Below are 13,415 nucleotides of genomic sequence, written 5' to 3'. Positions count from 1 at the left end.
ATTGGAAACTATGATTGCTTCATTCCGACCGTAATCCATCTTCCGTTTTACGATCACCGTTACCCCAGCTTGTGGCCACAATTCGGACAGAAATTAGAGCCTTCATTCTTCGCTCCACAGTTCGGACAGAAGTTCGGTTTCTGATTTCCCTCCGTAGAAGCAGAAGTAATGGAAGCACTAGCATCGGATGATGCTGCTGATTCGCCTGTTGCCGTCTGCTGGACTTGATTCATATTTTTCATCATCTCGTTCGCCATGTTCATTCCCATCATCATGCCTGCCATATCTGAGGCCATTCCCCCGCCGCGTACATCACCGGAAGCGATCCCGTCCGTCATCGCAACTTGCTGATACTTCTGCATATCGCCAATCATCTCATAGGATGCCGTCTTCGTAATCATGTCTTGGATTTCTTCTGGGTAATTGAAGCTCATGACCTGGAAGCCTGTTATAGTAAGTCCATTGTTTATTACTTCCATGTCCAGATCTTCCTTTATCCCTCTGGAAATATCAAATGCATTCGCCTGCAAATTGAATAAGTCCTTGCCTTCTCTTGCAATCCACTTCATTAACAATTGATCCAGAATCGAAGTGATTCGCAGCTTCACATCTTCGACGAGATAGCTCTCTTTGACTCCGGCAATCTTATCGATCAAGGTAACATAATCATTCACCTTGAAGTTGAACGTGCCGTTCGCACGAATTGGCATGCCGCCTGGGAGTTTCGGGTGAGGAATCAGGATTGGATTTCGCGTGCCCCATCTGACCGTGAATTCCTTCGTATTGACGAAAAGCACCTCTACCCGCATTCCGCTGTTGAAGCCAAACTTAAAACCTTTGAGTGTAGAAAGGAATGGAATGATATCGGAATCAATGCTGTACTCGCCATCATCCTGAAAGATCCCTTCGATTTTGCCATTATTGATAAATATCGCATCTTGACCCGCGTGGATAATCAGCTTGCTTCCTTTTTTGATCTCTCGATTGCTCCATTTCCAAAAGATCATATCATCGCGGAACTCTTCCCATTCCACCACATTTGCAAATTGATTCTTAAAAAACATATGCTAACCCCCGTCTCTCCCCTAAAATGATCCTCTGCTGCCGCTATGCGAATGACCACCCGAAGTCGTTCCTCCGCCTCCACTGCCTCCACCACCGCTTGAACTGGAGCTGGAGCTGCTGCTATATCTTCTCGTTCTTGTTGTACAGGTACGGATATATTGATCCGAATAATCAACCAAACCTGCTGAGTTCGGATCTTCATACGTCTGAGCATCTACGGTAACCCGTCCGCCGGAACGATATACGAGCAGCGTAACGATGCCGCCTCCAATGACTAAAGCCGCACCTAGTTGAACCCATATATTCAATAAGAGATTGTCAGGATTCACTCCTGGGCGGTAGCCCATGTATTTATGAACCGTCTTCAGATAGGTTAAAAATCCATCCTTGTATTCCTTATCCGCTAAATACGGGGCAATCTTATCTCTGATTTGATCCAATCTATCATCGTCGAAATATACCTTCGCCTTATAGAATCCAGCAAGATATATCTCTCTATGTGTCATGTCTACCATTAAAATGATAGCGTTGCCATGACGCATTTTATAACCTGGGCCATATTCATCATAGAAGTCTTGGGTCATTCTCTTTACATCGTAAGCAAGTGGATCATTGGTCGTATAAATAATCATATCTGTTTTTCGCTCTTCGCTGTACTGCTTTGCCAGTTCTTGCAGCTCTTCGTATTCTCGCCCAGTCAGCAGCTTGGCCTCATCGAAGATCAGCTGGTTTCCTTTTTTATAACTGGGGTCGCTCCATTTTTTGAACATGCTTGGATTGGAGCTATTCATTGCACCATTTGAACTCTCACTGCTGCTTGAACTGGTGAAGCTAGTCCCGTTTGTAGTGCTGGTGGAGGTGCTCGTAAACGTGCTGCTGGTTGTGCCTGATGTACTCGTCGTGGTTGTCGTGCTCGTAAACGTAGTCCCATCGTTCGTGCTGCTGATCATACTGCTAACGGTACTGTTCTTACCCGAGTCAACTGCTTGCGATCCCGCTGTTACATACTGATAGACGGACTCGATATACCTTTGAAAAGCAGCCTTATAACGGCCTTCCCCGTATTCATCAGCGACAATATCGGTTATGCTGCTTAGCCGTTCATCGTCCAAATGATCTGCCGCCTTTTGAAATACATTTATGTAGATTTTCTCGTGATTCGTATTCAGAATCAGCACAGCTGCATTACTGACAGAAAAATCTTCATTGGAGTTATTCTTCGCGTATAAATCCTGTAGCACTTCCCAAGTCCCTTGATCTTTATCTGTTACAATCCCGATGATATTGATCCCTATTTCCGATCCATACCGATTGGCCAACTCGTTCAATTCTTTTACTTCCTTCTTACTGAGTACACCTACGGAATCATCAATTAACTGCTTGTTATTCTTGGCAGCCGCACTGACGCTTCCCGTGATCATCTCCATGGGGATGGCGAGCAGCAATGCTGCGAACAGCAGGACGACAGCGATAACACGATTCCTTCTCATCAGAATTTCCCTCCTATATACAAATAGGACACAAGCTGAAATACGAGGAAGAATATCGCCGATAATCCCGCAAACCATGCGAACACCTTCGACTTGCTGATCGGGGGCTTGCCGACCACCTTGCCCGTCTGTCCATTCATCGCAAACGTATATTCCAGTTTATTATAGTCATAATGCAGTACCCAGACCGGAAGCAGTACATAATCAGCTCGCTGCGTCTCCGTGTGAATATGAACATTGTCATACTTCGCTGACGTATATTCCGTTACGGTTGAATCTATGAATTCAAAAATATACTCTTGTATTTTTTCCTTTACCCGCGGCAGCAGCTCTTCCTTGTCATAACTATACGTTTCAGCAACATAACCTGCTAAGTATGGAGTCTTAAAGTTCTCAAGCTTTTCATAGGGAAAAGGTTCGAGCTTATCCATAAGTTCATCTGTCATCTTTGCCGAAGCATCCACAGGAACTTTTATATAGTCCAGGCAAATCTCGCGATAGAAATCATAGTATGCTGTTTCTGTATAATCGTAATCGCCTGAGCGGTATTTGCTGACCTTCGTGGCGCTGCCATGGACCTCAATTTCATTCTGCAAATCATAGAGCCAGAATGGGACATACATCCCCGTCATTCCCTTAATTCGATTCGCTGACATGAACCCTTTCGGAGTAATGAGTCCCTTTCCACACCATCTTTTGAACTTCATCACTGCTTCTTCCTTGCTAATGGCAAAAGGAATAATCTTCACCGGCGCCAAATTCCCCGTCAATCGATCTCCTAATACAACGGCAGATCCACAAAAGCTGCAGCTCGTTGCGCTCGTCTCTGCTTCTGTGATAATGACAGCGCCACAGCTATGGCAGTGATATTCCTCCGCAGCATCTTCCTCTGTGAACACGTATTTGGTCATCGGATCCTGCATGTCCTGAACATTGTCTTCTCTTCCACAGCTATGACAGGTTAACATCTCCGAATACGTATCATACTCCATCCCGCTACCGCAGTTCGGGCATTTATATTCAATAACCGGCAACCTATTCACCCCTAGAGCATAGAAAGTATCTATTTATATGTAGTGCCTATGAATCGAGATTCAATTCTTTTCCTTCTTCAACTGCTCGATCAGCTCGTCCAAATCGTCTTTCTTCTCACCTCGAAGTTCAGCAAGCGCCATCGCTTCATCGTAAGCGCGGTTCACCTTGTCTTCCATCGCATCGAATGCCGAAGCCTGATCTCCATGTATAGAGTTGCTTGCATTTACTCGTGCCTGTGCCTGGGCCGCTGCAAGCTTCCCCTTAAGTGCTGCACGCCGCGTCTCCAGCTCGCCGATATCAGAGACCAGCTTGTCCTGCAGCTGCTTCATTTGAGAAGCAGTTGAAGCTGCCATATCATAAGCGGTTTGCAGCTGCTGCAACTTTTCCGAATGAACTGCCTTTTTCTCTAAAAAAGCACGTGCCCCTGCTTCATTCCCGTCTGCCGCTGATTTCTCCGCATATCGCTGCAGTTTTGCGATTTCCGCTGCGCACTCGTCCAATGCTCGTTTGGCTCGCTGCTCTGCTGCAACAACGGAAGCCGTCTCAGCCTTCACCTTGCCGAGATCATCGTTCAACTTCCGCATGTAATCATCAATGATTGTCTCAGGGTCTTCCGACTTCTGAAATAGACTATTGATATTGATGGACATGAGTTCCTTGACTCTCGATAAGATTTCGATAATGCTTCCCTCCATTAGAAGAATTTTCATCTCCAATCTATACGTTAATCATACAGCAAATATAGGTAAAAAGGATGGGAAATTCGACATTTTGAACTACGGATCGATTTCTTGCGACATGTGTAAGTTCACATACCCTGAATTCGATATGGACAGGCAATACGACTGATAAGTTCACAAAAAAAGACCAAGTTTATTAGCTAAACTTGGCCTTTATATCTTTTATGTATTCTCCGCTGGTTACTATTTAGCTAGAGTCACATATATCCTTTTACCTACCGATTTGCTTGTTGGATAGTAAAGCTCTTTACAATGTTATCGAACTCATTCATATCCTCTTTTTTATAACGAGTTTTATCAACGAAGAACATGATCGTTACGAAATCATCATCCTTATGAAGGATCGCTATTTTCCCTATCGATCCATCCGTTTTATAATCCAATACTTTTGCATTCTCACCAGCAATCTTTCGATTTGTTTCATTAGAAACGGTATAACCTATACTACTAAGTTTTTGTTGAAATGCCTTCGTATATTGTTCTAAGTTCGAATTATCTATTGTCTGCAGAAAAATATCAACACCCATGTAATAATTGCTTACCATTTTTCGTTCGTTGGTTTGATATGTTGCACCCCAGTTTCCGTTCACCATAACCTGATAAAAATTATTGGACTCGCTATTGAGCAGATTAAGATATTTCGGCCCACCAATTGTAATCTTATTATCCTTCTTATTAAATTCTAATTTAGAAGTAAGCCCGAAATAATCCGTCATCGACTTCACTGGTAAATATAAAGTCCCCTCATACATCAGTGCCTTTACATTACTGGCTTCTTGTCCATTTAGATCTACCTTCACAGAGGGATACAATAGAGCTTTTACTTCTTTGTAGTTCGAAGCTGCAAATCCACTTGCTGTCCCTATAATGAATACACCCACAAAAGCCGATATGATAACACTCTTTTTCATCTGACACACCCCAATTATTGATAAGTTTTTTCATAAAACGATTTCAAATTCGTTTTTTTTCACTTGGCACGGTACTGAACGCACGGAAATACAGCGACATGTATACTATTATCTCTTGCATAATTAAAGATTTCCATGTATTTTTTGGGAAATATTTTAGTTTTTAATCTATCATTTCCCTACAAACAAATCGAAAATAACAAAAAAAAAATACACGCCAGCATATAGGATCTGATTCCTATCTAATAACGTGCATTTCTCAATGAGGCTCCGTAGATTATGTTCTCTTCTCATTGAATATGCTCAAGGTATCTTCGTACAACTGTTGATCAATACCAAACTTTGCAGTAACCCATTCTCCCGCTCTTCAGGAGTTAGACGTGACGAAAGAAAATAAAGTTATAGACTGAAAAATAAAGTGTTAGACTAGGTTAATTGTAGTAACGTAAATAGAGGATGGTTAGTTCAATATATGAGCTAATCTCCTCTATTTTTTGTTTAATAGAATTATTAACTGTGGCTTATAAAATTAGTATAAATTATTTAATATATTGAGGATAAATGCTTTCGTTGGGAGTGACGCTGTGAGAGTACAAGAAGTAATTCTAAATGATAATAAAAAGAGATATTTGCTGTTGGATGAGGTAGGTGTTCCAGTTGTTCCTGTGATGAAGTATTTAAAATACCTGGATCAGACTGGTAAAAGCAACAACACACTAAAGACTTATTGCTATGCATTAAAACAGTATTTCACTTATCTTGAAGAGCGGAAGATAGATTATAAAGAAGTAGGAGTTAAGGATCTTGCAGACTTTGTAGGGTGGTTGCGTAATCCGTTTGAAAGCGGGAAAGTTACTCCTTTACATCAGATTGAAGCGAAAAGAACAGAAAAATCAGTGAATCTTATAATCACAGTAGTAACAAACTTATATGATTACTTTTTCCGTATTCAAGAGATCCAAAACGATATGGTAGATAAACTGGTAAGACAGGTGTTTATAGGTGGTCATAGTAAATATAAGGGATTCCTACATCATGTAAATGAAGGAAACCCGACGAATAAGAACGTTTTAAAGCTGAAAGAACCCAGAAGAAAACCTAAGGCTTTGCATAAGGATGAAGTCGAACACATCTACGAGTCCACAACGAACATTCGTGATCGATTGTTGATTCAGCTGTTGTTTGAAACGGGACTACGTATTGGGGAGGCATTATCACTCTTCATGGAAGACTTCGTATTCGATCACAAGAACGGCCATCGAATACGTTTAACGGACCGCGGTGAATTGGAGAATGGAGCTAAACTCAAGACAGGTGAACGGGAATTGTATGTTTCGCAGGGACTCATGGATTTATACGACGACTACCTATACAACGTGATTGATGATCTTGAAATCGATACGAATTTCGTATTTGTTAAACTGCGGGGAAACCGTGTTGGACAACCGATGAATGATCGCGATGTTCGCGCCTTATTTAAAGTGCTGCGTAAGAAAACAGGGATGCACATTCACCCTCACTTGCTGCGGCACACGCATGCAACAATATACTACCGTCAAACGAAAGACATCAAACAAGTGCAAGAACGATTAGGACACGCCAATATTCAAACAACTATGAATATGTATGTCCATCCATCGGAAGAAGATATTCGTGAGAATTGGGAGAAAGCTCAGCATGCATTTCAGCTTGACAATATAAAATCAGAGGAGATAACTGACAGTGGTGTTACGGAATGAAAGACATGTGAATGCGAATAGGCTGCATTATAATCGGCTTGAACAAGAGATTTCCAGCTATCAAGAACGGTTAGTTCATAGTGATAGATCTGTGTCGTTTCGCAAAGTCGAGAATCCCTATTTCAAAAATGAAAATACATGGAGTGTAGATGAAATTGGTTCAATAGTAGCTAACTTTCAGGATCAACGAAACAAATATAATCGATCTAATAGAAATATTCGTTTCGAGTTTCATAACCCGGTTGTTAATCTTGAAATGAAGTATGTTGTGTTCCATAAGTTATTTAATGATGAATGGTCTTTTTCAAGCCTATTCGGAACTAATTTCACAAACATAAACCGGCTCACAAGATTTCTTAATGAAAAACATCCTCGACTAGAGTCTTTGCTAGATTTAAACATTGATAAGGCGGACCGGGAGTGGTTGTTTTGGTTGGAGAACCAGAATATCCTTACACAAACGATTAGGAAACATGATTTGCATGGAGAACAAATAGTCAAATGTTCAGTTACACACTTTTTGAGACTTATGCATTCTACATTATCTCAACTTATCGATACTCGCGAGGAATGGGATAAAGATCGATGGGATATTCGAACTTTGCATGCTATATATGGGATTAATTATAATAAGTCACAATCACAATATTTTGTTGACTTCTCGAAAATAAGAAACCCTTCAATGCGGAGTAATGTTAAAGGATATTTAAAGCAACGTCTTTTAAACAAAAACAATTTCGCATGGTCTACTGCAGTAGTCTATATGTATGTTATTCCTGAGTTCTTAAACTTCATTTGTAACTTGGAGCCTTTATGGACTGACTTGAAGGATCTACAAAGAGTCCATATTTTAAAATATATTGAATGGCTCCACCAAAGTGCAAAAAAGCTTGCAAAGCGCAACTCAAACCCTGAATCCTACATTAAATACAATCTATCTGCTGTAAGTAAGTTTTTAGATGACATTCAGCGTTATGAATATGACATTGCTCCTAAAACCAATACAAGACAACTGCTTTTTCCCGAAGACAGACCAAAACGTAAAAAGAAACCTTACGATCAAATTGATTACATACCGGAATATGTATTAGAACAACTGTTTGCTAACTTAAATCATCTGCATCCAGAGGTCCAACCTTTGGTATGGATAGCGTTCAAGACTGGTTTGCGTATCTCAGATGTATTGGGATTAACACAAGACTGTTTGTTAAGAATCAACGGAAAATACTACATTGAAACTGATATTGAAAAGACCTTTGTGAAGGGTCATCGCATTCCAATCGATGACGAATTAGCTAATATGTTAGCGGCTCTAATAAAAAATTCAATTGAGAACAGCAATGAGGACAACAATCCAGATAGGTACATCTTTATTCGACTTCGTGGTTCAAGAAAAGGCAGACCGTATTCTCAATTATGGGTTGGAGAGAAATTGAACTGCCTGGCAAGAAATGTGAACATCACTGATGAAAGCGGAAAAGTATTCTACTTTAAAACTCATCAATTTCGTCATACCTATGCGATTAAGATGCTCAACGGCGGAGCAGATATATTAATCGTTCAAGAGTTATTGGCGCATGCATCCCCTGAGATGACAATTCGCTATGCCAAACTTCTCGACAATACTAAGCGCAAAGCATTTGAAACGGTTGTCAAACAAGGTGTATTTAGCTTTGATATGAATGGGGAAATCCATGAGATTCATAAGGATGAAGAAATCCCGTACGATATCCTGGAAACGCTCTGGCGTGATCAGAAGCTAAATGCGATCGATAATCCCTACGGCTCCTGTCGGGCTCGTGTAAATGGTAATTGTCCATACGCGGAAGAACCCCCCTGTTTAACTTGTAACGGCGGCGGCCCTTGTAAAGACTTAGCTGTCGGTCTCTCTGACATGGACGTACCTAAGTACGAAATTCATATTCAATCTACCTCAAAAATGATAGAAGTTGCCAAACAATACGGCCGCGACGAAATTGCGGAGAAAAACAAAAAGAACCTTGATCGTCTGACCAGCATCTATGAGACGATCAGGAAAGGCAACATCGTCTTTGGACGAATGGAGCGTATCAAAGGAAAGCAAGGTGTAAAACATGTCTGATTACGATCGCAGAGCGCATTTAAAGCAGGTTCATGAGGCTCGCAAAGCAAAGACCATACAAAGAGTGGATGAGTCGATTAGACGGCTTGTAAAAGCCAAAGAGGGCATCAATTTTAATAGCGTAGCAACTGATTCTGGCGTAAGCAAAGCGACGCTCTATAACAATCCTGAAATACGTGTGCGCATTGAATCGTTTCGTCAGCAGCAAGCTCAAGTTCCAACACCCAAACAAATCAAGCGAGAGATGGATGAAAACAATAAGGACGCCATCATTGCTTCGTTAAAACGGAAGATGAAGAAACTTGAAGACGAAAACAAGAAACTGAGAGAGCAACTTAAGTTTTCGTATGCCGAGGTCTATCAAAAAATTTGAGGGAATGTCTTCTCATTCTGAAAACTGGCATGAAGGTTAGTTAACACTGATCGATAATAGGTTGTGCGTAGCCTGTACTTTTAAATAAAGTAGACTTGCGTAACTAATAAGTTTTCTTTAACGTGCGAGACAGTTAGCAATTATCTTTAATAAAGACAAAAACGTGAGGAGAAGAAACACAGTGGAAGAAACTAATTTATTCGAAATAGAGACTAAATGGCCTAGGCCTGATGCGGACTTATTTAAACTAGGTAATGATGAAAATAGAATTATATTAAAGAGTAATCCGAAATTGGATGAAGACTTTTTTGAATATGCTTTTGACTTTAAGAAAGCAGCAAATATTCTAACGACACATATCTTAAATCATCCACGGATAGACAGACTTGATACATATTTTTTTCCAATCGTTTTCCTATATAGACATAGCCTTGAGCTAATTCTCAAGGCTATTGCCTTAAAGAACATTACAGATTTGGCGGAAGGTCGGTTGTTTGTAAAGGAAACTTTTCATAATTTATCGGAAATTCTTACAAAGATTGAACCCTTTATAAGTGAGAATATTGAAAAAAATAGGGATGAATTTTTATGGCTTCAGGATTTATTTGAAGATATGAGTAGCATTGATCGGGATTCCGATTCTTTTAGGTATCCATTCAGTCTAAGTCTTAAAAGAGATGGTGATCCTTTTGATGAAGGAACTAAGGTTTTTACTATTCGGCTATTTTTTGAAGAGCAGACACATATAAATTTAATTGCTTTGGCATCTAAAATGGAAGTGGTTTTTAATATTCTTAATGCCTACTATAAAAATAATCATACAGGCAGCGAGAATTATAAGAAATACAAACCAATTTTTTTAGAAGTGGGAGGCACTTATTATGGTCAAAGCGTCTTAGGATATTCATATAAAAGAAAAAAGTTTGGTCCATATGTAAAAGGTTATACAGAATCCGCTGAATTCTTAGTGGAATATATTAAATTAAACCCTAAGTGCAAGAAATCATTATTTATGCCGATAGGTTACTTATTCAGAAACGGTATTGAATTAGCAATGAAAGAAATTCTATTCGAAGAATGCTCATTTGATTTTCAGGAAGCAGCTAGGAAGGTAAATAGGAAAAAGCATAAGCTTCGTGGTATTTGGAATATAATTGAGGGTGATATTCTGAATCATGCAAGACCTTCAGAGGATGATAAAACAATTGACCATGTAAGGCGTTATGTTACACAGCTACATGATTTTGACACTGAGGCAGATAAATTTCGATATCCCACTGATAAAAATCTCTTAGGTCATTTCGGAAAGCCTCTGAAACTTGATTTTATAACTGTAACCGACTTTTTTGGTGAACTAGCTTATTTTTTGTTTGGTGTTGTTTTAATGATGTCCCATCAAAATGAGCTTCAAGCGGATATAGAGTATGAATATAGTAAAATGCAGTGGGAGCACAATGATTATAATGAATATTGATTTGTGACACTGATTGATCGACTCGAACTATACGATCGAGGAATTAGTTATACAGGACATTTGTATCCGTGTGATTAAAATGGGCATGCTAAAAAGGGTTCTATATATATTAGCTATGACTAATATATAGAACCCTTTGTTTTATCTGACTCTCCTAAACATAGCTCTTGATAAACTAGGCAAATAAAGTTCTAGACTGTGAAAATAAAGTATTTTCTTAGTGCTTAGGCTAAGATAAGTCCCCTGTTTAAGCACTACATGCTACCCGCGTACGTTCTTTAATAAGTAATTGGAAATGGAATATAATGAGGAGGGCGTAGCCCAAGCGAAGGCGCGGGAGCGTCCTTTTTATTGAACTAACTGGCAGTTTTCTTGAGCAAGTTGTTGACTAAGATGACGGGAAAGAGTAATATTTAACCAATATCCGTAAATCAATGATGGAACAAAAGTAAATCATTAAACTCTTCACAGGAAAGGGTTTCATGACTGAGAAAACCCTAGAGTACTGATTGAAAATGCCAGTTCCAGAGTATGGCTAATACCCATCGGTTTGACCCGTTATAGTCAATTAAGGTGGCTGTGTGAAAATACAGCAACCTGGGTGGTACCGCGATTAATATCGTCCCAGAGCATTTTGCTTTGGGGCGTTTTTTATTTTGGGAGGAGTCTATATGATATTAGAAAAAGTTATAAATAGAATTGTAATACAAAGTGAATATAAGGATTTTGTTGATAAGTATATAGATAATATACTTACCGAATTTAAAGGTAAGATTCATAGCATTTATATGTGTGGCTCGATTCCAAAAGGAACTGCTAAACCTTTTAAGTCAGATGCAGACTTTACTATTGTATGTGTAAATCCCAAAGATATTGATTACGAAAGATTGTCAAATATTAAAGACAGGCTTTTGGAAGAATATCCAGTAGTAACTAAGATTGATACCACAATTTGCTCCATTGACGATGTATTAAGTAAACCAAATGATTGGGGTTTTTGGGTAAAGATAATTAGTGTTTGCATATATGGTCATGACGTTGGTGAAAAAGTACCACCGATAATTATTTCTCCAGAGTTCATTTTAGACTTAAATGCAGAGACCAAGAAGGAAGTAGATCGTAGACATAGTTTACTTTCTAATGCTAGTGATAACACAATGAAAACTAGATTAATAAAAGGTTACTCTAAGAGATTAATTCGTGCATTATACTCTTTGGTTTTAGAAGATACAGGTGTATGGCAAGATGACATTATTAAGATGAAGAATGCCATATTAAACTATTGTGAGATTGACTCCGCTTTAATTGATTATCTGTATGCTTGTTACTTGGATAGTAATGTACTTGTTGAAGAGTTTCTGGAAATTGCAGATGAAGTATATAGCTATTTTGAGAACTCCTTAAATGCAATGGCTGTCCGGGTCACACTGAGAAGCGAGTGACCACATCCAGCCCCCTAAGCCCGTCGGGACGTCACTGCATTAGGTGTTCGGCAAGCCTCATAACTATAAGCAGCGACTCTAATTAAAACATAAGACTATTGAGCTAACGGATAGTAGTATAGTTGAATGAACAAAGGAATTTAATTAAGATCCATAGAATTACTTGTAACTTTTTTTTTTGCTTCACTTGTTTTGATAGATTACATAACGAACATAATCCAACCATAAGGAGGACTAATACATGATCATTACTGTGCAGAAGGTGCTGAATCGCCTCACCGAACCGGTTGGCCATCTGGAACCGACTGTCGATTGGATTCATGCGATTCGAAAGCCGTGGAATGAAAGTTATTCATTCCACGGCTTTGATGGTTTAGAGGATTATTTATTGCAGCGGAGAAATTATGGAAGGCAGTGAATAATTACTCTTGAGGGAGGGTTTCAAATGAACACCACATCAAAGAGTCAAACACTTGTTCATACTGTAGTTCAGGTTAGACTGCCAGTTAGAAATATCGATGAATCCGTTGCGTGGTATGAAAAGTATTTCGGCTTTACACATTGCTGGAAAACTGAAGAGGAATCAGACCTGAAGCTTGAACCAGGACCCTTTTTGTTTTTAAAACGAGTAGAACAACCAGTTCCTATCCAAATTGTATCGGACGGAAAACCCTATGCGGTTCTTTGTATGAAAACATCAGATGTATTTGAATGCTACCAACGATTTGTCGATGCTGGTGAAGAAGTGACCGAAATAACGTACACTTGGGGTATTGATCGATTTCCTGAATTCAATGTTACAGACCCTTCTGGCAATATTATTAATATAGCGAACTATCCCGATTTACATATTAATGGATTTTGAGCTATCGGTTCGCGTTGTGCTAACGGGACACGTTAGTTGAATGACTACAGCGGCAGTCTATCCTGAAAATACTGATCCCCAGAAAACCTAAAAAAGGCAATAAGAAAGTGACCCTTCATCTAACAAAAAATGGAAAGGGAAAATCAGCTTTATATCCTCTGAATAAACAATCAAGAAGCC

The 13,415-nt window shown here is 39.5% G+C and carries 12 protein-coding genes and 1 other annotated feature; of the genes, 7 read left to right on the top strand and 5 right to left on the bottom strand.

Annotation, left to right across the window (positions count from 1 at the left end; translation table 11 throughout):
* Positions 1-59 precede the first annotated feature (59 nt).
* The 5 genes from M3661_RS27475 to M3661_RS27455 form a co-directional block, all read right to left on the bottom strand.
* Complete coding sequence (locus tag M3661_RS27475; RefSeq protein WP_251490105.1) at positions 60-1,064, bottom strand: SPFH domain-containing protein; 1,005 nt, start codon at positions 1,062-1,064, stop codon at positions 60-62.
* A 21-nt stretch (positions 1,065-1,085) separates the two neighbouring features.
* Positions 1,086-2,555: a TPM domain-containing protein gene (locus tag M3661_RS27470; protein ID WP_251490103.1), complete on the bottom strand. Its 1,470-nt coding sequence runs from the start codon at positions 2,553-2,555 to the stop codon at positions 1,086-1,088.
* A complete protein-coding gene (locus M3661_RS27465; RefSeq protein ID WP_251490101.1) occupies positions 2,555-3,589 on the bottom strand; it encodes a TFIIB-type zinc ribbon-containing protein in 1,035 nt (344 codons plus the stop codon). Before M3661_RS27465 ends, M3661_RS27470 begins: the two co-directional genes overlap by 1 nt.
* A gap of 60 nt (positions 3,590-3,649) precedes the next feature.
* Entirely contained in the window at positions 3,650-4,270 is a 621-nt protein-coding gene (locus M3661_RS27460) for a PspA/IM30 family protein (protein ID WP_251490171.1), read from the bottom strand.
* 275 nt (positions 4,271-4,545) lie between these two features.
* A complete protein-coding gene (locus tag M3661_RS27455) occupies positions 4,546-5,241 on the bottom strand; it encodes a hypothetical protein (RefSeq protein WP_251490099.1) in 696 nt (231 codons plus the stop codon).
* Between the two features lie 584 nt (positions 5,242-5,825).
* Here M3661_RS27455 and M3661_RS27450 point away from each other — a divergent pair.
* The 7 genes from M3661_RS27450 (at position 5,826) to M3661_RS27420 (ending at position 13,235) form a co-directional block, all read left to right on the top strand.
* Positions 5,826-6,980, top strand: a complete 1,155-nt coding sequence (locus M3661_RS27450; RefSeq protein ID WP_251490097.1) for a tyrosine-type recombinase/integrase — start codon at positions 5,826-5,828, stop codon at positions 6,978-6,980.
* Complete coding sequence (locus M3661_RS27445) at positions 6,964-9,081, top strand: tyrosine-type recombinase/integrase (protein ID WP_397376563.1); 2,118 nt, start codon at positions 6,964-6,966, stop codon at positions 9,079-9,081. Before M3661_RS27450 ends, M3661_RS27445 begins: the two co-directional genes overlap by 17 nt.
* Positions 9,074-9,454, top strand: coding sequence for a DUF6262 family protein (locus tag M3661_RS27440; RefSeq protein WP_251490096.1), 381 nt, complete (start codon positions 9,074-9,076; stop codon positions 9,452-9,454). The genes M3661_RS27445 and M3661_RS27440 overlap by 8 nt, the downstream gene beginning before the upstream one ends.
* A 181-nt stretch (positions 9,455-9,635) precedes the next feature.
* Positions 9,636-10,928 (top strand): hypothetical protein, encoded by a 1,293-nt coding sequence (locus M3661_RS27435; protein WP_251490094.1) that lies wholly within the window; start codon positions 9,636-9,638, stop codon positions 10,926-10,928.
* A 425-nt stretch (positions 10,929-11,353) separates the two neighbouring features.
* Positions 11,354-11,558 (top strand) — a binding site (T-box leader).
* 41 nt (positions 11,559-11,599) lie between these two features.
* On the top strand, positions 11,600-12,370 hold the full coding sequence (locus M3661_RS27430; protein ID WP_251490092.1) for a nucleotidyltransferase domain-containing protein: 771 nt from the start codon (positions 11,600-11,602) through the stop codon (positions 12,368-12,370).
* A 241-nt stretch (positions 12,371-12,611) separates the two neighbouring features.
* Positions 12,612-12,788, top strand: coding sequence for a hypothetical protein (locus tag M3661_RS27425; RefSeq protein WP_175400662.1), 177 nt, complete (start codon positions 12,612-12,614; stop codon positions 12,786-12,788).
* A gap of 27 nt (positions 12,789-12,815) precedes the next feature.
* On the top strand, positions 12,816-13,235 hold the full coding sequence (locus M3661_RS27420) for a VOC family protein (RefSeq protein ID WP_065294450.1): 420 nt from the start codon (positions 12,816-12,818) through the stop codon (positions 13,233-13,235).
* Positions 13,236-13,415 lie beyond the last annotated feature (180 nt).

Origin of the sequence: Paenibacillus sp. MER 180 (genome assembly GCF_023713665.1) — a bacterium.
In the GTDB taxonomy this organism is placed as follows: Bacteria; Bacillota; Bacilli; order Paenibacillales; family Paenibacillaceae; genus Paenibacillus_B; species Paenibacillus_B suaedae.
The sequence above is the reverse complement of the archived record's forward strand: the minus strand, read 5'-3'. Positions and strand labels throughout refer to the sequence as shown.